Genomic DNA, 21711 nt, shown 5'->3' with positions numbered 1-21711 from the left:
CCACCATGATTCTCAGTGCCACCAACGCCCCCACGGTGACGGACTCGTCCAGCACCAAGGCCAACGCGTCCACCGACCCGGCTGCCGCGCAAGACCGCTTTTTGAAACTGCTGGTTGCGCAGCTGAACAACCAGGACCCGATGAACCCCCTGGACAACGCCCAGATGACTTCGCAGATCGCGCAGATCAACACGGTGACCGGCATCCAGCAACTGAACCAGACCATGCAGAGCATGGCTTCGCAGTTCAACTCGCTGCAGGTCATGCAGGGCACAGCCCTGGTGGGCCGCAATGTGCTGACCGAGGGCTCCAGCCTGGCGGTGGCGGACAAGACCGGCAAGGGCGGCTTCGAGCTGGGCTCGGCCGCCACCAACGTGAAGGTCGAGGTCACAACCGCAGGCGGGCAGGTGGTGGACACCATCGACCTGGGTGCCAAGGCGGCGGGCCGCCACACCTTCGACTGGGACGCCAGCCAGTACACCGGCTCCACCGAAGGGCTGCAGTTCCGCGTGACGGCCGTCAATGGCTCCACCAAGCTGGACTCCACCGCACTGAACCTTGCCAAGGTGACGGCCGCAGGCGCCGAGGACGGACAGCTGGTGCTGAGCCTGTCCAACGGCAAAACCATCAACTACAGCCAGATCAAGGCCTTGGTGTAACACCAGCCTGCTTCGTATCGCGTCAACAGGAGAACACCATGAGTTTTCAGCAAGGCCTGTCCGGCTTGAACGCCGCCAGCAAGAACCTCGATGTCATCGGGCACAACATTGCCAACTCCAACACCGTCGGGTTCAAGGCCTCGCGGGCCGAGTTTGCCGAGATGGTGGCCTCTGCCATCGGCTCGGCAGGGGGCTCCAATGCAGGCATCGGCGTGGAAGTGGGCGCCGTGGCGCAGCAATTCACCCAGGGCAACCTGACCATCACCGGCAACAGCCTGGACGTGGCCATCAATGGCAATGGGTTCTTCACCCTCACGCTGCCCGATGGCACCGCCGCCTACACCCGCTCCGGCAACTTCAAGCTGGACAAGGAAGGCAACATGATCACCAACGACAACGCGTCGGTGATGGGCTACCCGGTGGACCCGGTGACGGGTCTGCGCACCGGCACCGACCCCATCCCCATGGTGTTCCCGACCGCCGAGCCAATTCCCGCCAAGCAGACCACCAAGATCACGGCGGCCTTCAACCTGGACGCCCGCGCCACCGACGCGGCGGGCAACCCCGCAGCCACGCCCCCCATCCCGGCCACCCCGCGCGCCACCTATGGCACGTCGATCAACGTGTTCGACAGCCAGGGCGTGGCCAAACCGGTGAGCCTGTACTTTCAGAAAACCGCCACCGCCAACACCTGGGACGTATACGACGCCCTGGACGACCCCACCGCTGTGCCGCCCGTGGTGGCCACGCCCATCGGCCAGATCACGTTCGACAACAACGGCGCCATCACCGGCCCGGTGGCCACGCCACCCGCCACGGGCTTTTCGCTGCCGCTCACCATCAACCCCACGCCGCCCAACCCCAATAACCTGCCCACCTATACCGTGGACGTGAGCCTGGACAAGGTGACGCAGTTCGGCAAGAAGTTTGCGGTGTCCAACCTGAGCCAGGACGGCTACACCTCGGGCGAGCTGACCGGCATCAACATCGAGAACAACGGGATGATCATGACCCGTTATTCCAACGGCGTGACGCGTGCCGAGGGCCAGCTGGCGCTGTCGAGCTTCCGCAATACGCAGGGTCTGGCCTCGGTGGGCAGCAACAACTGGGTGGCCACGTTCGAGTCGGGCCAGCCCGTCGTCGGCACCGCCACGGATGGCAGCTTTGGCTCGCTGCGCTCGGGCGCCCTGGAAGACTCCAACGTGGACCTCACGGCCGAGCTGGTGAACATGATGACTGCCCAGCGCGCCTACCAGGCGAATGCACAGACCATCAAGACGCAAGACCAGGTGATGTCCACCCTGGTGAACCTGCGCTGACCGGCTGCCCCCCCACTGAACCCGTCCAGGACACCGGAGATCCCCCATGGACCGCATCATCTACACCTCGATGACAGGCGCCAACGCCGCCGCCCACCGGCAGGCGGTGCTGTCCAACAACCTCGCCAACGTGTCCACCGGCGGGTTCCGCGCCGAGATGTCCACCTTCCGCTCGGTGCCGCTGCAAGGCGACGGCGCCAAGACGCGCGTGTTTGCGCTGGAGGCCACCTCGGGCTACGTCAACACCCCCGGCCCTGTACAACGCACCGGCCGCAACCTCGACGCCATGGCGGCCGGCAACGCCTGGTTTGCAGTGCAGGGACTGGATGGCACCGAGGCCTACACCCGTGCGGGCAGCTTTGAGGTGTCGGCCACAGGCCAGCTGCTCACCCCCACCGGCCTGCCCGTGTTGTCCGATGGCGGAGCGCCCATCGACGTGCCGCCCGGTGCCGATGTGTCGCTCGGGTCGGACGGTACCGTGACCTCCAAGATCCCGGGCCAGCCCGCCCAGGCCATTGGCCGCCTCAAGCTGGGCACACCCACGCCGGAAGACCCGCTCAAGCGCGGCGACGACGGGCTGTTTCGCACCACGTCGGGCGACCCCATGCCCAACGACGCCAACGCGCGCATGCTGTCGGGCGCGCTGGAAGGCTCGAACGTGAACCCTGTCGAATGCATGGTCGGAATGATCGCTGCATCGCGCCAGTTCGAGCAGCAGATGAAGCTGCTGCAGACCGCCGAAACCAACGACAAGACCGCCAGCCAGCTGCTGAGCATGAACGGCTGATGCCGCTGCCCACCACCGCACGCACCCGCCCTAAGGAAGCACCATGATCAACTCCCTCTGGATCGCCAAGACCGGCATGTCTGCCCAGCAGACCCAGCTCGATGTCATCTCGCACAACCTGGCCAACGTCTCCACCACGGGCTACAAGCGCAACAACGCGGTGTTCGAAGACCTGATCTACCAGAACCTGCGCCAGGTGGGTGCCAACACCACCGAACAAAACCAGCTGCCCACCGGCCTGCACCTGGGCCTGGGCGTGCGCACGGTGGCCACCAGCCGCAACTTCATGCAGGGCAGCCTGCAGGAGTCCAAGAACAACCTGGATGTCGCCATCAACGGCAACGGCTTCTTTGAAGTGACCATGCCCGATGGCACCGTGGGCTACACCCGCGACGGCTCCTTCCAGGTCGATGCCCAGGGCCGCATGGTCACGTCCAGCGGGCTGCCCGTGGTCAATGGCATCACCATTCCGGCCAACGCCACCAGCGTCAGCATCAGTGCCGAAGGCGCCGTGGCAGTCACCGTGCCGGGCAACACACAGCCGCAGACCGTTGGCAACCTGGCCATGGCCAGCTTCATCAACCCGGCCGGCCTGGAGCCCATCGGGCAGAACCTGTTCAAGGAATCCGCCGCCTCCGGCCAGCCCCAGCAGGGCACTCCCGGCACGAACGGCCTGGGCATCATCAAGCAAGGGTTTCTGGAAGCCTCCAACGTCAACGTGGTGGAAGAGCTGGTCACCATGATCCAGACCCAGCGCGCCTACGAGATGAATTCCAAGGCCATCCAGACCTCGGACCAGATGCTGGCCAAGCTCGCCCAGCTGTGACCGGAATGCCCCCCGCGCTTTTGCCCAGGACCTTCGCCATGCGCACTTTCACACGCCCTCTTCGCCTGCTGCAGGCACTTGGCTCGCTGCGTGCGGGCATCCCCGCGCTGGGCGCAGCACTGCTGTGCGCCGGCTGCGCCACCCTGTCGCCACCGCCGCCGGTGGACATCCTGCCCACCACCCCACCCCCGCTCGCCGCTGCACCGCGCACCCCATCCCCGGTGACGGGCGGACTGTTCCACAACGCCAGCTACCGGCCCGCTTTTGAAGACCGCCGCGCGCGCCTGGTGGGCGACAACGTGACCATTCAGATCGTGGAGAACGTGACGGCCAGCCAGAAGTCGTCGTCCACGGTGGACCGCACCTCCGAAGTCTCTGCCGGCGTGACCGCCCTGCCCTTCACCAGCAAGACCTTCACCGACAAGCTGGGCGTGGGCGCCAATTCGGGCAATGCGTTCTCCGGCAAGGGCGGCACCGAAAGCGCCAACACCTTCACCGGCTCCATCACCGCCACGGTGGTGGATGTGCTGCCCAATGGCCACCTGGTCATCACTGGCGAAAAGCAGATCGGCGTGAACCAGAACGTGGATGTACTGCGCTTTTCGGGCACGGTGGACCCACGCGCACTGCAACCCGGCAGCATCGTGAACTCGACCCAGGTCGCCAATGTGCGCGTCGAATCGCGCGGACGCGGCGCGCAGAACGAAGCCCAGGCCATGGGCTGGCTGGGCCGGTTCTTCAACACCGTCACGCCGTTCTGACCGCACTGGGCGCACCGAAAGCGCCCATGTCCCCAGTCCTTCCGGCATCCGACGGAGGGCTGGGTGCGTCCTTTCACCACTACAAATTTGATAGCTATTGGCGCATATAGCACTAGCGCCTCTGGCCGTTTTTACTCAAAAACCGCCGCCCAGAGCGTCCACGGGCCGTTTCTGCGCGCACCTTGCCAACGCGGCTTCAGACCCAGCCAATAAGCCGGTGATCCCGCTTCTTTTTGGGTTTTAGTTCTGGCCATGGCCTACCACAATGGATGCCATGAAAGCCTCGTCCCATTCCCTCTTGCCCCGCACCGCGCGCGTGCTGTGGCTGCTGCTGGCCCTGGTGGCCGCAGGGCTGGCAACGCCTGCACAGGCCTTGCGCATCAAGGAAGTGGCGGCGGTGCAGGGCGTGCGCAGCAACCAGTTGACCGGCTACGGCCTGGTGGTAGGGCTGGACGGCACGGGCGACCAGACGACGCAGATGCCCTACACCACGCAGGCCATGTCCAATTACCTGCAGCAGATGGGCATCAGCCTGCCACCCGGCACGGCGTCGCAGCTGCAGCTCAAGAACGTGGCGGCGGTGATCGTCACGGCGCAACTGCCCGCCTTTGCCCAGCCGGGCCAGCAGATCGACGTGAACGTCTCGTCCATGGGCAATGCCAAGTCGCTCAAGGGCGGCACGCTCATCGTCACACCGCTGCGCGGCGCTGACGGCGAGATCTATGCACTGGCCCAGGGCAACATGGTGGTGGGCGGCGCTGGCGCGTCGTCCGGTGGCAGCAAGGTGCAGATCAACCACCTGAGCGCAGGCCGCATTCCGCTCGGTGCGCAGGTGGAACGGGCCGTGCCCACCCCGCTCAACGAAGGCGACACCATCAACCTGGGCCTGAACGCCTCGGACTTCCAGACCGCCCGCCGCGTGGCGCAGGTGATCAACGCCAAGCTGGGCAACGGCCTGGCCACCGCGCTGGACGGTCGCACGGTGCAGGTGCGCGCTCCCATCGACCCCGGCGCCCGCGTCGGCTTCATTGCCGACCTGGAAGAGCTGCCGCTCGAATCCTCCACGCCCTCTGCCAAGGTGGTCATCAACGCCCGCACGGGCTCGGTGGTGCTCAACCAGTCGGTCACGCTGGGGCCTTGTGCCATCGCCCACGGCAACCTGTCGATCACCATCAGCTCCACGCCCGTGGTCAGCCAGCCCAATGCGTTCTCCCAGGGGCAGACGGTGGTCACGCAAAAGAGCGACATCACCATCAACCAGGAACCGGGCAACGTGATCCAGATGCCCGCGTCGCCGCAGCTGGCCGACGTGGTCAAGGCCCTCAACACGCTGGGCGCCACACCCGGCGACCTGCTGGCCATCCTGCAGGCCATCAAGGCCGCCGGCGCGCTGAACGCCGAGCTGGAGGTGATCTGACATGGCTCGCCCTGCTGCCGCCGCTGCGCGCATCATTCACCGGGAGCGACCATGGCCCTGACCCTGCCCTCGTCCAGCACCTCCAGCCCCTCGAACGCGCTGGCGGTCGATATCCGCTCGCTCAACTCCCTCAAATACGACGCGGGCACGAGCAACAGCGCACAGGTCACGCGCGAGGCAGCCAAGCAGTTTGAATCGCTGTTCATGCGCGAACTCATCAAGAGCATGCGCGACGCCACCATGAAGTCCGGCCTGATGGAGGGCGAGCAGGCCAACCTGGGCCAGGACATGCTGGACCAGCAGCTGTCTGTGAATATGTCGGGCCTGCAGGGCGGCCTGTCGGAAGCCATCGCCCGCCAGCTTTCGCGCCAGATGGGCGGTGCGGACACCAACTTCTCGGTGCCGTCCACGCTGAGCCTGCCGCAGGCACAGAACCGGTCTGCGACCTCCGCCACCACGTCTTCCGTCGATACCACCCTGCCCGTCCCCAAAGGCCGCGAAGGCTTTGTGCAGCACCTGAGCGGCACCGCCGAGCGCGTGGCGCAGGAAAGCGGCATCCCCGCCAGCTTCATGCTCGGCCAGGCTGGACACGAAACCGGCTGGGGCAAGAGCGAGATCAAGACCGCCAACGGTGGCAACTCGTTCAACCTGTTCGGCATCAAGGCGGGCAAGGGCTGGACCGGCAAGGTGGCCGAGATCACGACCACCGAATACATCAACGGCACACCGCGCAAGGTGGTGGCCAAGTTCCGTGCGTACGATTCGTACGAGGATTCCTTCCGCGACTACGCCAAGCTGATCACCGACAACCCGCGCTACGAAAAAGCCCAGGCCACCGCCAAGACGGGCTCTGCCGTGGCCTACGCGGCCGAGCTGCAAAAGGCCGGTTACGCCACCGACCCAGAGTACGCCAAGAAGCTCAGCGGCGCTATCAACAGCGCGCTGCGTGTACAGCGCGCCCAGGCGTGATGGACGAGAAGAACCGAGGTAAGCCATGAGTCTGCTCAACGTCGGCGCCCGCGCCCTGCTGGCCAACCAGGTGGCCCTGCAGACGGCAGGCCACAACATTGCCAATGTCAACACACCCGGCTATTCGCGCCAGACGGTGGTGCTGCAGACCGTGCAGGGCCAGTTCACGGGCGGTGGCTACATCGGCCAGGGCGTGGATGTGCAGACCATTCTGCGCAACCAGAGCGAGCTGCTCACGCGCCAGTCGGCCGCGGCTGGATCGACCCAGGCGGCCGACGCCATCCGCGCCCAGCGCCTGAGCCAGTTGCAGGAAGTGTTCAGCGGCGGCACCCAGGGCCTGGGCGCCGCCATCAACGACATGATGAACGCGTTCTCGGACGTGGTCAGCAGCCCCACCGACATCACGGCACGCACGGTGGTCCTTACGCGGCTGGACGAAACGGCCGCACGCATGCGCACCGCTAGCGACCGGATCAACGAGATCGAGTACACCGTCAAGGAACAGCTGCAGAGCAGCGTGACCGCCATCAACAGCCTGGCCACGCAGATGGCGGCCATCAACGAGCAGATTGCCCGGGCCACCGGCAACGGCCAGAGCCCCAACGACCTGCTGGACCAGCGCGACCAGATCATCCGCGACATCAACCAGTATGTGCAGACCACCCAGATCCCGGCGGATGACGGCACCGTGGGCCTGTTCGTGGCGGGCAGCCAGCCCCTGGTGCTGGGCAGCACGGCCGCCAGCCTGTCGATCGACGATGCAACGACTTTCCCGGGCAGCGGACAGTCCAAGCTGTTTTTCAACCGCCCCGGCGCCACCCCGGTGGAGCTGGACGAGAACGTGCTGGGCGGTGGCAGCGTCTCGGGCCTGCTGCGCTTTCAGAACACGGACCTGAGCGAAGGGCGCAATCTGCTGGGCCGCATGGCGCTGGCCATCGGCATGACGATGAACGACCAGCAGAACCTGGGCCTGACGCTCGATGGCGTGCCAGGCAAGGATCTGTTCGCGCTGCCCGCCAGCATGCCGGGCCACACCAACGGCGCAGGGGTGGGCACGGTGTCGTTCACCGGCCCCACACAGTTTGCTGCGTCCGACTATGAGATTCGCTTCACCACGGGCACGGCCGGGCAGGTGGTGCGCCTGTCCGACGGCCAATCAACCCCGTTTACCAGCGCTGCCAACCTGGCCACGCTGCAGATCGATGGGCTCAACTTCAACCTGACCACGCCCGGCAACCCTGGCGAGCGCATGCTGTTCAAGCCGTTCAGCACGGCTGCCAACAACATCCAGGCGCTGGTGTATTCGCCGCGCGACCTGGCAGCCGCCAACCCCATCAACGCCGCCATGGGCACGGCCAACGGCGGCACCATGCAGCTGGGCAGCCTCAAGGCCACGGGCCTGCCCAACCCGCCGGGGCTGGTGCTGCCGGCAAATGCCAACCCAGCAGCCATTCCGCCCATCCTGGGGGGTATCCAGTTGCAGTTCACCGCCGGGCCGCCCACGACCTACGACGTGCTCGACCGCGGGACCGCGCCACCCACCTCGCTGGCGACTGCGCAGCCCTACACCTCGGGCCAGCCCATCTCGATCAACGGCTGGCAGATCACGCTGCAAGGCACCCCCAAGACGGGCGACACCGTGGTGATCGGCAATGCGCTGGACCCGCAGTACGGAGACGCCTACACCCGCAACGCAGGCAACGCGAATGCCCTGATGGGACTGCGTGACGTGAAAATGTTTGACGAGTCCACCCTCTCCGACGGCTACGCTGGCGCCATTGCCCAGGTGGGCACACGCACCCAGAGCGCCAAGTTTGCGGAACAGCTGTCGTCCACCATCGCAGCCAACCTGGAGCGCGACCGCACGGCAGTGTCGGGGGTGAACCTGGACGAAGAGGCCGCCAAGCTGATCCAATACCAGCAGGCGTACCAGGCCTCCGCCAAGATGATCCAGATTGCGCAGAACATTTTTGATTCGCTGATCCAGGGCCTGGGCCGATGAATGCCGCCCCTGGCGTGAGGAGTTCGACATGAGCACAAACATCTACCGCGTCGGCACGGCCAACATGTATGACAACGCGCTGCGCAACCTGGGCGCGCGCCAGACCAGCCTGACCACGCTGCAAGAGAACCTGACGTCAGGCAAACGGGTGGTGCGCGCCAGCGACGACCCGGTGTCAGCAGCCCAGGCTGAGCGAGCCCTCAACCGCCTGTCGCGCATCCAGACCGAACAACGTGCGCTGGAGACCCAGCGCAATGCGATTGCACAGGGGGAATCCTCACTGGGCGACGCGGTGAATCTGATCCAGAACTTTCGGGAGCTAGTGGTCAGTGCGGGCGATGCCAGCATGACCCCGAACGACCGCGCCACGGTCGCCAACCAGCTGCAAGGCCTGCGCGAGCAACTGCTGGAAGTCGCCAACCGGAAAGACACCAACGGCATCCCCTTGCTGAGTGCATTGGGCAGCGCGCTGGCGCCGTTCCTGGGCCCCTTGAGCAGCTCCCCCGACTACAGCTTCCAGGGCTTGCCGGGTCAGACGGCGAGCAACGGCGTGACGGTACCGGGGGCCCTCGACGGCGACTCTGCCTTCATGTTCGACCCCACCCGCGACAGTGTCTACACCGCCGGAGTCAGCAACATCCCGGTCGGCCGACAGCTCACCACCACGGCCATCACGCCCACCAACAAAGCTTTGGTGACGGGTGACAACTACACCGTCACCTTCAGCGCAGTAGGTCCAGGCGCCACCACGGGCACCAGCACAGCCACGTACACCATCACCAATACCACCACGGGCGCCGTCTCCGCCCCGGTGGTGGTGCCGGACTACCCGACCGACAAGCCGGTCACCATCTCCGTTCCAGGCATTCCGGGGCTTTCCTTCGACATCAAGGGCAACCCGGCCAACGGGGATACCGTCACCCTGCAGCCCAGCGCGAGCATGTTCAGCACCATGGACAGTGCCATCAATGGCATCCGCAACGCTCCCAACAACAACGGCGCCATCCAGGCCGTGGGGCAGGCACTGGCCAACATCGATATTGGACTGGAGCGCGTACACAACATGCGCAGTTACGCCGGCGAGCTGCTCAATCGCGCAGACCGCATCACCGGCGACCAGGAAAAGCGCTCCATCCAGCTGGAAGGCGACCGTTCGCGGGCAGAGGATCTCGATATGATCAAGGGCATTTCCGACTTCCAGAACCAGCAGGTGGGTTATGAGGCTGCACTCAAGTCCTATGCGCAGGTTCAGAAGTTGTCGCTGTTCAACTTTATTGGCTAGGAGCCTGTGCGGCAGAGGGTGTTCGGGCGCAGAGCCCATCGCACCCTGTGCCAGCAGGCTTCAGCACCGGCTGGTGCACCGTGGCGACACCCATCCCGCGAGCGCTGGCTGGCCCTGTTTTTTTGCCTGAGAGCCCATGGTCCAATCCGTCCTAGGTAGCCTGATCCTGGGCTACCGCCCTTTGTGGAACCGCACCCGCAAACTTGCAGGCATCCAGCTGTATGCCCACAACGAGGCCTCGGCAACCGTCGATGGCGGGCACCTGCTGCGCACGCTGCAGGAGCTGTGGTCGGCCAGCTCGCCGCCACTGCTGATCTCGGCACAGACCCGCCAGCTGCTGTGCGACCTGCTCGAAAACGCGCCACGGGCTGCACCGTGGATCGAGGTGCGCGGCGAGTGGCTGTCGGACTCTGCCATCTATGACCGCGTGAAGGCCGCGCACCAGCGCGGGCTGCGCATGGTGTGGCGGGGCGACATGGACAAGCTGCCCGAGCCCGAGATTGCCCGCTGCTTCGACAACAGCCTGCTGACCTTGCGCCCGGAAGACGCCGTGGCTGCGCTGCAGGCCACGCCCCCACGCCCAGGCAGTGCCGCCGCCGCAGCAGCACCTGTTGCCAAACGCACCCCCAGCCCGGTGCTGGCTGGCCAGATGTATGAAAACATCGCCAGCCGGGCACTGATGGAGCACTGTCTGGACCAGGGCAGCGCGATGGCGCTGGCTGGGTGGCCGACGGAGGATGTGCTCTACAGCCTGCGCCACCACCCGCAGCAGCCCTCGCACGCGGTGATCTTCAAACTCATGAAGGCCATCGACGACGAGCAGTCGCTGGAAACCTTTGAAGACATCATGGGCGAGGACCCGCTGCTCGCGTACCGCTTCATGGTCTATACCAACTCGGCCGCCCTGGGCCTGCGCACCGGAATTGATTCGCTGCGCCGGGGCCTGGTGATGATGGGCTACAGCTCCATCAAGCGCTGGCTGTCCGACCAGCTGCCCCATGCGAGCACCGAGGCCAACATGCAGCCGGTGCGCGAAGCCATGGTGATCCGCGCACAGCTCACCGCGCGGCTGCTGGACGCGGGCATCGAGAACGACCTGCGCCGCGAGATCTACCTGTGTGGCCTGCTCTCCCAGCTCGATGAGCTGCTGGGCGAGCCCCTGGGCACCATCCTCAAGCGCCTGCCCCTGTCCGAACGCATCTACGACGCCACCGTGTTGCGCACTGGCCCCTACACCGGCGGTCTGCAGATGGCCTGCGCACTGGAGACAGATGACGCCAGCGCCATCCGCCAGCTGTGCGAGACCTTCGAGATGGACCTGGAAGAGGTCAACCGCGCGCTGCTGCGGGTGTTGTCTGACCTGGAAGTGGAAAGAAAGTAGGCCCCTGCGCCGGTTCGTGTGGGCGACACCACCATGCGATTGCGCGACCCCAGGGCAATGTCTGCGGCTTACCGCCCCTGCTCAGCCCGCACACGCTCAAAGATGCGCCAGAACGCCGCGTCCTGCGTCGTCGCAAAGTTGATGCGCATGAGCGTGCTGGGTTTGCGCTCGGCATGGAACAACGCACCGGGCGCCAGCAGATAGCCTTCGTCCAGCATGCGCTGCGACAGCGCATCGGTGTCCACCCCGGTCTCCACCCAGCCAAACAGGCCCACCGGCTCGGCCGCAAAGGTGCAGCCCGCCCCCAGGGCGAGCTTGACGCTGCGCGCGCGTGCGGCATCCAGCCGGGTGCGGATGCGTTCGGCGTGGCGGCGCAGCTGGCCCTGCTCGATGCACAGTGCCAGGGCCTTCTCCAGCAGCGCCGGTGTGGTCAGCGTGGCCAGCAGCTTGGTGTCCAGCAATTGCTCCACCAGCGCAGGCGGCGCGGCCATGAAGCCAATACGCCAGTTGGGCGCCAGGATCTTGGCAAAGCCGCTCACATAGATGGTGCGCTGCAGGCCATCCAGCGCCGTGAGGCGCGTGGCGTGCTCCGGCGCTATGTGGCTGTAGGTGTCGTCTTCCACCACATGGAAGTTGTGCTGGTTGGCCAACTGCAACACGCGGTGGGCACTGCCCGGCGTAAGGCAGTAGCCCGTGGGGTTGTGAAACACGCTCACGCTCACGTAGAGCTTGGGCTTGTGCACCTCGCAGTAGCGCGCCATGACTTCCAGATCCGGGCCATCGGCGCGGCGCGGCACGGGCAGGATGTGCATGCCCAAGGCGGCCAGCCGCGCAAACTCCACCGCCCAGCCGGGCTCCTCCACCATGACCGGGTCGCCCGGGCGCAGCAGGGTGCGGCTCACGATGTCCAGCGCATGCGTGGCCCCCACGGTGGTGATGATGTTCTCAGGCACCGTGTGCACGTTGAGCGTGGACAGCTTTTTGGCCAGCACGCGCCGTAGGCCTGCATCGCCCAACGGCTCGCCATACTGCAGCGAAAACTCCTGCAGGGCGCGCGAGTTGGTGACCTTGCGCACGGCGGCGGGCATGAAGGTGGACTCCAGCCAGTCGGGCGGAAAGACCCCCATGCCGGGCTGGGGCTTGTCGCTGATCTTGTGGAACATGCCCCGGATCAGCGCCGTGGCGTTGACGGGCGACACCCCTGGACCCGCGCGGCCAGCGGCACGCGCCGCAAACCAGTGCGCCGTGCTCCAGTTGGCGGCAGCACTTTCCAGAGCCAGGTCGTCGGGGCGCGCGCGCGTGTCAAGGTCGCCGTCGGCTGCATCCACCGCTCGGCCACTTTCGCGGACAAAAAACCCCCGGTTCTTGCGCGCCTCCACCAGGCCCTGCGCCAGCAGCTGGTCATAGGCCGCCACCACGGTGGACGGACTCACCCCATGCTGCTGCGCGCACTGGCGCACGGACGGCAGGCGAGCACCCGGTGCCATCAGGCGGTTGCGGATGCGCTCGGCAAACCGGGCGGACAGTTGTTCGGTCAGCGACTGGGTGGACGATTTCATCAGCATGGTGGCATTCCGCTCGCTGCGCCGCCAGGCGCCGGTGTGTATTGTTTTGCCGGGCAATACAGATTTGCAACTGCGCCGACTGTCTGTACTGGTTGTGTATTGGTAGCAAGATTACATTGAAGGCAGATCCCCGACAAGTCCCCCACCCCTTCCCGCACCCACCATGAGCGTCGCTGAACTCACCGCCCTGCTGCTGTTTTGCACCGCCATGAGCTTTTCGCCGGGGCCCAACACCACCTTGTCCACCGCGCTGGCCGCCAACCTCGGGCTCAAGCGCGCGCTGCGCTTTTGCTTTGCGGTGCCTGCGGGCTGGACGCTGCTCATGCTGGGCAGCGGGCTGGGCCTGGGTGCCCTCATCACCGGCGTGCCCGCCCTGCGCTGGGCGGTGACTTTGCTGGGCGTGGCCTACATGCTCTGGCTGGCTTTCAAACTCAGCCGCGCAGGCCAGATGACCGCCATCGACACATCGCGCCTGAACGTGACGTTCTGGCAAGGCGTAGGCCTGCAGTTTGTCAACATCAAGGCCTGGATGCTGGCCCTCACGCTCAGCGCAGGCTGGGTGGTCAATGCCGCAGGGCAGCCCGCCGCCAACCCGGGTGAGCGCCTGGCCATCATTTGCGGCGTGATGATGGTGTTCGCCTTCACCAGCAACTTTGTCTATGCGCTGGTGGGCTCGCTGCTGCGCCAGTGGCTGGCGCAGGGCGCGCGGCTGCTGTGGTTCAACCGCGCGCTGGCACTCGTGCTGGTGCTCACTGCGTACTGGATGCTCACCCTATGAACCGCGCACAGGAAAAAGAAGCCCTGCTCTGGGGCCTGGTCGGCGTCACGCTGTTTGCGGCCACGCTGCCCATGACGCGGCTGGCCGTGGGCTCTACCGACGCACCCCAGCTGTCTCCCTGGTTCGTCACGTTCGGGCGTGCCGCCGTGGCGGGCTTGCTGTCGATTGGCTATCTGCTGTGGCAGCGCACGCAAGGGCGCCTGAACCTGCCGGTGCGGGCCGAGTGGCCACTGCTGGGCATCACAGCGTTTGGCGTGATTGTCGGCTTCCCGCTGTTCCTGGCGCTGGCACTGCGCCATGTGCCCAGCACCCATGGTGCGGTGGTCACAGCCCTGCTGCCGCTGTCCACCGCCCTGCTGGGTGCACTGTGGTACCGGCAGCGGCCCTCGGCAGGCTTCTGGGCCTGTGCAGTGCTGGGCAGCGGGCTGGTACTGGGCTTCATGGTGTGGCGTGCGGGCGGCCTGTACCTGGGCGCAGCCAACATCTACCTGCTGATCGCCATGACCACAGGCGCCCTGGGCTACATCGGCGGCGCCCGCCTCACGCCCCGCCTGGGGGCCGAGCAGGTCATCTGCTGGGTGCTGGTGTGTTGCCTGCCACTCACCCTGCCCGTGGCCTGGTGGTTCGCTCCCGCCGTGCCCTCCCGCATTGGCGCGATGAGCTGGGCAGGCTTCCTGTATGTGGCCCTGTTCTCGATGTGGATCGGCTTCTTTGCGTGGTACCGCGCCCTGGCGCTGGGTGCCGTGCGGGTCAGCCAGATCCAGCTCATCCAGCCCTTTTTGAGCCTGCTGTTTGCAGTGCCCCTGCTGGGCGAACACCTGGATGCCGTCACCCTGGTGTTTGCAGCGGCCGTGATCGCCACCGTCTTCGTGGGCAAACGGATGCCCGTTCAACAACAAGGAGCCCCCGCATGAGTGCCATGACCCCAGAGCAGCGACTGCAACGGCTGGGCCTGGTGCTGCCCACCGTGTCCGCCCCGCGCGGCAACTTTGACGCCTATGTGCTGGACGGCAACACGCTGTACCTGTCGGGCAAGGGCTCACCACTGCGCAACGACATGGCGGTGGTCCCCAAGGTGGGCCGCGAGATCAGTGCCGAGGAGGCACGTCAGCACGCCCGCGAAGTGGGCCTGCAGCTGATCGCCACCATGCAGGCAGCACTCGGAGACCTCTCGCGCGTGCGCCGTGTGGTCAAGCTGCTGGGCATGGTGAATGCGGTACCCGACTTCATGCAGCACACCGAGGTCATCAACGGCTGCTCCGACCTGCTGGTGGAAGTGTTTGGTGATGCCGGACGGCACGCACGCTCGGCCGTCGGTGTCGGCTCCTTGCCGCGTGGCTTTGCGGTGGAGATCGAGGCCGTGGTGTCAATCAAGGACTGAAAACCATGCATTTGCAGAACATTCCCTTTGCCACCACCGACTGGGCCAGCATTCCGCGCGAAGAAAAAAGCGCCGCAGCGGGCCAGGCCTTCTGGCGCACCCAGACATTTGGCGAGGCGCGCGTGCGCATGGTGGAGTACACGCCAGGCTATGTGTCCGACCACTGGTGCACCAAGGGCCATGTGCTCTTGTGCCTGAGCGGCGAGCTGCACACCGAGCTGGCCGACGGCCGCCAGTACACCTTGACACCCGGCATGAGTTACCAGGTGGCGGACAATGCAGAACCCCATCGGTCCACCTCCCCGCAGGGCGCCACCCTGTTCATCGTGGACTGAGAAGGTGTGAACGCACCCGCCAGGGCTGCTGCACACCCATTTTTTGACGACAACTTTGCAACCGAAGCGGCCCAGGCGGCCACCCGCAGGAGACGAGAGTGAAACTGAACGACCTTCCCACCAACAGCACGTGGACCCTGGCACGCCGTGCCGAGCGCATGAACCCCTCGGTCATCCGCGAAATCCTGAAGGTCACCGAAAAGCCCGGCATCATCAGCCTGGCAGGCGGCCTGCCATCGCCCAAGACCTTCCCGGTCTCCGCGTTTGCCGCCGCTTCTGCCGCCGTGCTGGCCAACGACGGCCCCGGCGCCCTGCAGTACGCCGCCAGCGAAGGCTATGGCCCGCTGCGCCAGGCGATTGCCGACTTCCTGCCCTGGGACGTGGACGCTGACCAGATCCTCATCACCACCGGCTCGCAGCAGGCGCTGGACCTGATCGCCAAGATCCTCATCGACACCGACAGCCGCGTGCTGGTGGAAACGCCCACCTACCTGGGCGCGCTGCAGGCCTTCACCCCCATGGAGCCCAACGTGGTGTCGGTTGCCAGCGACGACCAGGGCGTGCTGATCGACGACCTGCGCGCCAAGGTGGGCACCGGCGCGAACAAGGCGCGTTTCCTGTACGTGCTGCCCAACTTCCAGAACCCCACGGGCCGCACCATGAGCGACGCGCGCCGCGCAGAGCTGGTGGCCGCCGCCGCCGAGCTGAACCTGCCCCTGGTGGAAGACAACCCCTACGGCGACCTGTGGTTCGACGCACCGCCGCCGGCCCCGCTCACGGCCCGCAACCCCGACGGCTGCATCTACATGGGTTCGTTCTCCAAGGTGCTGGCCCCCGGCCTGCGCCTGGGCTACATCGTGGCGCCCAAGGCCGTGTACCCCAAGCTGCTGCAGGCCAAGCAGGCGGCCGACCTGCACACCCCCGGCTACAACCAGCGGCTGGTGGCCGAAGTGATGAAGGACGGCTTCCTGGACCGCCACGTGCCCACCATCCGCGCGCTCTACAAGCAGCAGTGCGAGGCCATGCTGGCCGCACTCGACAAGGAAATGCAGGGCCTGGGCGTGCACTGGAACCGCCCCGACGGCGGCATGTTCCTGTGGGTGCGCCTGCCGGAAGGCATGAGCGCCATCGAGCTGCTGCCCAAGGCCGTGGAGCGCAATGTGGCCTTTGTGCCCGGTGCAGCCTTCTACGCCGACAACGCCGACCACCGCACCCTGCGGCTGTCGTTCGTGACCTCCACCGTCGAGCAGATCGCCACCGGCATCGCGGCGCTGGCGGCAGCCATCCGCGAGAGCAAGGGCTGAGTCACCATGCTGAGACTCTGGGGTCGCCTGTCGTCCATCAACGTGCGCAAGGTCGTTTGGGCCGTGCAGGAGCTGGGCCTGCCCTCAGTGCAGCGCACCGACGCGGGCGGCCAGTACGGCATCGTGCGCGAGGCGCGCTACCTGGGCCTCAACCCCAATGGCCTGGTGCCGCTGATCGAGGACGAGGACACGGGCGTGACCCTGTGGGAGTCCAACGCCATCGTGCGCTACCTGTGCGCCCGGCATTCGCTGGGCAACCTGTACCCCGAAGACCTTCCCTCGCGTTTTGTGGCCGAGCAGTGGATGGACTGGCAGCAGACCACGCTGAACCCGGCCGGGCGCGACGCCTTCATCCAGTGGATCCGCACGCCTGCGGCCCAGCGCAACGATGCGCTGATCGCCGCGTCGGTGGCGGCCACGGAGCCCCTGCTGGCCCTGCTGGACGCCCACCTTGCCCGCCAGCCCTTCATGGCGGGTGAGCGGTTCACGATGGCCGATATCCCGGTGGGTTGTGAGATCCACCGCTGGTGGGGCTTGCCGCAAGAACGCGCCGCACGCCCCCACCTGGAGCGGTGGTACAACACGGTCAGCACCCGCCCCGGCGCCCGCGGGGTACTGGACCAACCCCTTTCCTGACCGCGCCTCACCATGCACCAGCGCCCCTTCAAGCAGATCGACGTCTTCAGCGACCGCCCCGGCTACGGCAACCCTGTGGCCGTGGTGCTGGATGCCGACGGCCTGAGCGACAGTGACATGCGCCGCTTTGCGGCCTGGACCAACCTGTCGGAAACCACCTTTCTGATGCCGCCCACCGACGCCGGGCGCGCGGCCGGGGCCGACTACCGCCTGCGCATCTTCAGCCCCAATGGCGAGCTGCCTTTTGCGGGCCACCCCACGCTAGGCACCTGCCACGCCTGGCTGCAGGCAGGCCACCGCCCGCAGCAAGACGGCATGGTGATCCAGGAATGCGCGCTGGGCCTGGTCCGCATCGCACTGAGCGGCCACACCCTGGCATTTGCCGCCCCTCCGCTCAAGCGCAGCGCCCCCAGCCCAGCGCTGGTGCCGCTGATTGCAAGCGCCCTGGGCCTGCGCCCGCAGCAGATTCTGGGCGCGCAGATGCTGGACAACGGCCCCGTGTGGCTGGGCCTGCTGCTCGACAGCGCTGACACGGTGCTGGGCTTGCACCCCGACCACGCCCGCCTGAAAGACCTGGGCCAGGACGTGGGCGTGATCCATGTGGGCCCTGCCGCCAGCAACACCGCCCAGCCCGGCGTGGTGGTGCGCGCCTTTGCCGCCCCCATGGGCAACCCCGAAGACCCGGTGACGGGCACCCTCAACGCGAGCCTGGCCGAATGGCTGATTGCCGATGGCCTGGCCCCCCGCAGCTACCTGGTGGCCCAGGGCGAATGCCTGGGCCGCGCAGGCCGCGTGCACATCCGCCAGGACGATGACCACCAGCTGTGGGTGGGCGGCCGAGCCGTCACCTGCATCGAAGGCACGGTGCTGCTATGAACCCGCGCCGCCCTGCCCCACGCCCCAGCGGCTGATTTCCCCCTCGGCCTCGCCAGGGCGCGGAGCCACAACCACCTGTTTGCACACCGGGCCACACCCCGGTGAGCCCCCGGCGTGCCCGGCCCACCCCGCTTCACTGCCCGTTTGATTGACCAAGGACCTGACCACCATGCACCAACGCCCGTTCCAGCAAGTCGATGTATTCACCGCCACGCCCTATCGTGGCAACCCTCTGGCCGTGGTGCTGGACGGCTCCGGCCTCGGCACCGAAGCCATGCAGGACTTCACCAACTGGACCAACCTGTCCGAAGCCACCTTCCTGCTGCCCCCCACCCCGGAAGGGCGCGCCGCCGGTGCCGACTACCGCGTGCGCATCTTCTGCCCCGGGCGCGAACTGCCTTTTGCAGGCCACCCCACGCTGGGCAGCTGCCACGCTTGGCTCCAAGCCGGCGGACGGCCCCAGGTCGCGGGCAAAGTGGTGCAGGAATGTGGCGTGGGCCTGGTCACGCTGCGCCAGGACGGCGAGCGCCTGGCCTTTGCCGCGCCGCCCCTCATCCAAAGCGGCCCGCTGGCCGAAGACGACGTGGCGCTGATTGCCCGGGGCCTGGGCGTGGCGCGCAGCGACATCCTGCACCACGCCTGGTGCGACAACGGCCCCAACTGGCGGGGTGTGCTGCTGCGCAGCAGCGAGCAGGTGCTGGCGCTGAAGCCTGACGCCAGCATCCTTGGCCAGCTGGACGTGGGCGTGGTCGGCCCGCGTGGCAAGGTGGGCGTCATTGGCAGCACCGACGCCGAAGGCATCGCCTTTGAAGTGCGCGCCTTCTTCCCCGGCAACAACGGCCTGGCCGAAGACCCCGTGACCGGCAGCCTCAACGCAGCGCTGGCGCAATGGCTCATCGGCGCCGGGCTGGCCCCCGCCCAATATGTGGCCGCCCAAGGCACCTGCCTGGGGCGCGCCGGGCGGGTGTACGTGCAGCAGGACGGCGACACGATCTGGGTGGGCGGCAGCTCGGTCACCTGCATGGCCGGTGAGGTGCTGCTGTGACCGCCACCACCACCCAGCAACCCGCCTGCGTGGACCACCTGGTCGTGCTGGCGGCCGACCTGGCCAGCGGTGTGGCCTGGTGCGAACGCACGCTGGGCATCACCCCCACGGCAGGCGGCGAACACCCGCTGATGGGCACGCACAACCGCATCTTCAACGTCGCAAGCCCCACGCATCCGCGCGCTTACCTGGAGATAATTGCTATCAACCCAGGAGCATCCAAGGCAATATCCACTAACGCAAGGCGCTGGTTTGACATGGATGACGCCAATTTGCAGGGCCAGGTGGCGCAACACGGTCCCCAGCTCATTCACTGGGTGGCCAGCGTGCCCGACGTGGCGGCCGCGTGCACCGCGTTGTCAGCGCTGGACATGGATCGTGGCGCCGTCATCACCGCCAGCCGCCCCACGCCCCATGGCCTGCTGCAATGGCAGATCACCGTGCGGGACGACGGCCTGCGCCTGATGGACGGCTGCCTGCCCACGCTCATCCAGTGGGGCGCGGCGCACCCCTGCGACAGCCTGCCCGCCAGCGGCGTGCAACTGGAGCAGCTTGCACTGCAGCACCCGCAAGCCGCCACATTGCAGGCCGCGTGCACCGCCGTGGGTGTCGCCGCCTCCGTCCTCGTCACGCCGGGCACCGCGCCGCGCCTCTCCGCCCTGCTCCGCACGCCACGGGGCGCCGTCACCCTCACCTCAGTCACCTCTCAGGAGTAAACCGCCATGCTGTTTTCGTTGCAGGAATTGCTGCTCTTCGCGCTCGCCGCGCTCGTGCTGGTGCTCACGCCGGGACCCAACATGGTGTACTGCGTCTCGCGCAGCCTTACCCAGGGGCCACGCGCCGGGCTCATCTCGCTGACCGGTGTGGTGCTGGGTTTTGTCGTGCACCTGCTGGCGGCGGCGCTGGGCCTCACCGCGCTGCTGGCGGCCGTGCCGCTGGCGTTCGACGCCATCCGCTACGCCGGTGCCGCCTACCTGCTGTGGATGGCCTGGCAGGCCGTCAAACCCGGTGGCGCTGCGCCGTTTGAAGCGCGCAACCTGCCGCACGACAGCCCGCGCACACTGTTCCTCATGGGCTTCATGACCAACCTCTTGAACCCCAAGGTGGCCATGTTCTACCTGTCGTTCTTCCCCCAGTTTCTGCACCCCGAGCGCGGCCAATTGCTGCAACAAAGCCTCACGCTGGGCGCGGTGCAGATCAGCACCAGCGCCGCCGTCAACGCCCTGCTGGTGCTGGGCGCCGCCCGCGTGGCGCTGTTCCTCAACCGCAACGCCGCATGGATGCGCGCGCAGCGCTACTTCATGGGCACCGTCCTCGGTCTGCTCGCCCTGCGCCTCCTCACCGAAAAGAAAGCCGCCGCATGAACACCCGCCTCGACCCCACCGCCCTGCTGCCCACCCTGGCCGACATCGAAGCCGCCGCCCAGGTGGTGTACCGCGACTTCGCCGCCACGCCCCAGTACCGCTGGGGCCTGCTCAGCCAGCGCCTGGGCACCGACTGCTGGCTCAAGCACGAGAACCACACGCCCGTGGGCGCCTTCAAGATCCGGGGCGGCCTGACCTACTTCGACCAGCTCGCCCAGCGCGGCGCGCTGCCTTCTGAAGTCATCAGCGCCACACGCGGCAACCACGGCCAGAGCATGGGCTGGGCCGCGCGCCGCCACGGCGTGGCCTGCACCATCGTCGTGCCGCGTGGCAACTCGTTGGAGAAGAACGCCGCCATGCGCGCGCTGGGCGTCACGCTCATCGAACACGGCGACGACTTTCAGGAAGCGCGCGAACACGCCATCCAGCTCGCGGCCCAGCGCGGCGCCCACATGGTGCCCAGCTTCCACCCCGACCTGCTGCGGGGCGTGAGCACCTACTGGTGGGAATTTTTGCGCGCCGTGCCGCAGCTCGATGTGGTGTACGTGCCCATCGGCCAGGGCTCGGGCGCGTGCTCGGCCATCGCCGCCAAGCTGGCGCTGCAGCACCCCGTGCGCGTGGTCGGCGTGGTCAGCAGCCACGCCACCACCTATGCCGATTCGCTGGCCGCTGGCCACGTGGTCGAAGCACCGGTGACCACCCAGCTCGCCGACGGCATGGCCTGCCGCGTGGCCGACGCCGAGGCCTTGGCCGTGATGGCGCCACACATCGACCACATCGTGCAGGTGAGCGACGCCGAGGTGGCCGCCGCCATGCGCGCCCTGTTCACCGACACCCACAACGTGGCCGAAGGCGCAGGTGCGGCAGCGCTGGCGGCGGCGCTGCAGGAACGCGACCAGCTACAGGGTTTGCACGTGGGCCTGGCGTTGACGGGCGGCAACGTGGATGCGCCCATGTTCGGCAGCGTTCTGGCGGGCTGAAGCCCTTGCAGCTTCAACCGAAAAAGCTACACATTTAATAGCAT

Annotated in this window: 22 protein-coding genes; 21 read left to right on the top strand and 1 reads right to left on the bottom strand. The window is 66.9% G+C overall.

What is annotated here, in order from left to right:
* The first annotated feature begins 5 nt into the window (after positions 1–5).
* From ACTJKQ_RS09090 to ACTJKQ_RS09045, 10 genes are all read left to right on the top strand, one after another.
* Positions 6–659: a flagellar hook assembly protein FlgD gene (locus ACTJKQ_RS09090; RefSeq protein WP_440596643.1), complete on the top strand. Its 654-nt coding sequence runs from the start codon at positions 6–8 to the stop codon at positions 657–659.
* Positions 660–697: 38 nt separating this feature from the next.
* Positions 698–1978 (top strand): flagellar hook protein FlgE, encoded by a 1281-nt coding sequence (flgE, locus tag ACTJKQ_RS09085; protein ID WP_056065656.1) that lies wholly within the window; start codon positions 698–700, stop codon positions 1976–1978.
* A 46-nt stretch (positions 1979–2024) separates the two neighbouring features.
* The gene (gene flgF / locus ACTJKQ_RS09080; RefSeq protein ID WP_056065654.1) at positions 2025–2765 is read left to right on the top strand and encodes a flagellar basal-body rod protein FlgF; all 741 of its coding nucleotides are present in this window, start codon (positions 2025–2027) and stop codon (positions 2763–2765) included.
* 43 nt (positions 2766–2808) lie between these two features.
* Positions 2809–3591, top strand: a complete 783-nt coding sequence (flgG, locus tag ACTJKQ_RS09075; RefSeq protein WP_056648212.1) for a flagellar basal-body rod protein FlgG — start codon at positions 2809–2811, stop codon at positions 3589–3591.
* A 38-nt stretch (positions 3592–3629) separates the two neighbouring features.
* The gene (locus ACTJKQ_RS09070) at positions 3630–4352 is read left to right on the top strand and encodes a flagellar basal body L-ring protein FlgH (protein WP_440596642.1); all 723 of its coding nucleotides are present in this window, start codon (positions 3630–3632) and stop codon (positions 4350–4352) included.
* A gap of 265 nt (positions 4353–4617) precedes the next feature.
* Positions 4618–5769 (top strand): flagellar basal body P-ring protein FlgI, encoded by a 1152-nt coding sequence (locus ACTJKQ_RS09065; RefSeq protein ID WP_369804281.1) that lies wholly within the window; start codon positions 4618–4620, stop codon positions 5767–5769.
* Positions 5770–5820: 51 nt separating this feature from the next.
* Positions 5821–6738 (top strand): flagellar assembly peptidoglycan hydrolase FlgJ, encoded by a 918-nt coding sequence (gene flgJ / locus ACTJKQ_RS09060; RefSeq protein WP_056065645.1) that lies wholly within the window; start codon positions 5821–5823, stop codon positions 6736–6738.
* 25 nt (positions 6739–6763) lie between these two features.
* Positions 6764–8740 (top strand): flagellar hook-associated protein FlgK, encoded by a 1977-nt coding sequence (flgK, locus tag ACTJKQ_RS09055; protein ID WP_056748003.1) that lies wholly within the window; start codon positions 6764–6766, stop codon positions 8738–8740.
* A 28-nt stretch (positions 8741–8768) separates the two neighbouring features.
* Positions 8769–10022, top strand: coding sequence for a flagellar hook-associated protein FlgL (gene flgL / locus ACTJKQ_RS09050; protein WP_056065641.1), 1254 nt, complete (start codon positions 8769–8771; stop codon positions 10020–10022).
* Between the two features lie 136 nt (positions 10023–10158).
* Complete coding sequence (locus ACTJKQ_RS09045) at positions 10159–11403, top strand: HDOD domain-containing protein (protein WP_440596641.1); 1245 nt, start codon at positions 10159–10161, stop codon at positions 11401–11403.
* 68 nt (positions 11404–11471) lie between these two features.
* On the opposite strand, the gene ACTJKQ_RS09040 is transcribed toward ACTJKQ_RS09045, so the two are convergent.
* On the bottom strand, positions 11472–12968 hold the full coding sequence (locus tag ACTJKQ_RS09040; RefSeq protein WP_192422099.1) for an aminotransferase-like domain-containing protein: 1497 nt from the start codon (positions 12966–12968) through the stop codon (positions 11472–11474).
* A 163-nt stretch (positions 12969–13131) separates the two neighbouring features.
* On the opposite strand from ACTJKQ_RS09040, the gene ACTJKQ_RS09035 reads away from it, so the two are divergent.
* The 11 genes from ACTJKQ_RS09035 (at position 13132) to ACTJKQ_RS08985 (ending at position 21667) form a co-directional block, all read left to right on the top strand.
* Positions 13132–13746: a LysE family translocator gene (locus ACTJKQ_RS09035; protein WP_056747996.1), complete on the top strand. Its 615-nt coding sequence runs from the start codon at positions 13132–13134 to the stop codon at positions 13744–13746.
* Positions 13743–14660, top strand: a complete 918-nt coding sequence (locus ACTJKQ_RS09030; RefSeq protein WP_440596640.1) for a DMT family transporter — start codon at positions 13743–13745, stop codon at positions 14658–14660. Before ACTJKQ_RS09035 ends, ACTJKQ_RS09030 begins: the two co-directional genes overlap by 4 nt.
* Positions 14657–15127: a RidA family protein gene (locus ACTJKQ_RS09025; protein ID WP_440596639.1), complete on the top strand. Its 471-nt coding sequence runs from the start codon at positions 14657–14659 to the stop codon at positions 15125–15127. Before ACTJKQ_RS09030 ends, ACTJKQ_RS09025 begins: the two co-directional genes overlap by 4 nt.
* 5 nt (positions 15128–15132) lie before the next feature.
* A complete protein-coding gene (locus ACTJKQ_RS09020) occupies positions 15133–15462 on the top strand; it encodes a DHCW motif cupin fold protein (RefSeq protein WP_056065628.1) in 330 nt (109 codons plus the stop codon).
* Between the two features lie 98 nt (positions 15463–15560).
* Positions 15561–16766 carry an aminotransferase-like domain-containing protein gene (locus ACTJKQ_RS09015; RefSeq protein WP_200938977.1) on the top strand — a complete coding sequence of 402 codons (1206 nt, stop codon included), beginning with the start codon at positions 15561–15563 and terminating at the stop codon, positions 16764–16766.
* Positions 16767–16772: 6 nt separating this feature from the next.
* Positions 16773–17402, top strand: coding sequence for a glutathione S-transferase (locus ACTJKQ_RS09010; RefSeq protein WP_440596638.1), 630 nt, complete (start codon positions 16773–16775; stop codon positions 17400–17402).
* 12 nt (positions 17403–17414) lie between these two features.
* Complete coding sequence (locus ACTJKQ_RS09005; protein ID WP_440596637.1) at positions 17415–18278, top strand: PhzF family phenazine biosynthesis protein; 864 nt, start codon at positions 17415–17417, stop codon at positions 18276–18278.
* A gap of 169 nt (positions 18279–18447) precedes the next feature.
* The gene (locus ACTJKQ_RS09000) at positions 18448–19323 is read left to right on the top strand and encodes a PhzF family phenazine biosynthesis protein (protein ID WP_440596636.1); all 876 of its coding nucleotides are present in this window, start codon (positions 18448–18450) and stop codon (positions 19321–19323) included.
* Positions 19320–20039: a VOC family protein gene (locus ACTJKQ_RS08995; protein WP_440596635.1), complete on the top strand. Its 720-nt coding sequence runs from the start codon at positions 19320–19322 to the stop codon at positions 20037–20039. The genes ACTJKQ_RS09000 and ACTJKQ_RS08995 overlap by 4 nt, the downstream gene beginning before the upstream one ends.
* Before the next feature lie 6 nt (positions 20040–20045).
* Positions 20046–20687 carry a LysE family translocator gene (locus ACTJKQ_RS08990; RefSeq protein WP_056065617.1) on the top strand — a complete coding sequence of 214 codons (642 nt, stop codon included), beginning with the start codon at positions 20046–20048 and terminating at the stop codon, positions 20685–20687.
* Positions 20684–21667, top strand: a complete 984-nt coding sequence (locus tag ACTJKQ_RS08985) for a threonine dehydratase (RefSeq protein WP_440596634.1) — start codon at positions 20684–20686, stop codon at positions 21665–21667. Before ACTJKQ_RS08990 ends, ACTJKQ_RS08985 begins: the two co-directional genes overlap by 4 nt.
* The last annotated feature ends 44 nt before the right edge of the window (positions 21668–21711 follow it).

Source organism: Acidovorax sp. 22279 (assembly GCF_052045435.1).
Lineage (GTDB): Bacteria > Pseudomonadota > Gammaproteobacteria > Burkholderiales > Burkholderiaceae_C > Acidovorax > Acidovorax delafieldii.
The sequence above is the reverse complement of the archived record's forward strand: the minus strand, read 5'-3'. Positions and strand labels throughout refer to the sequence as shown.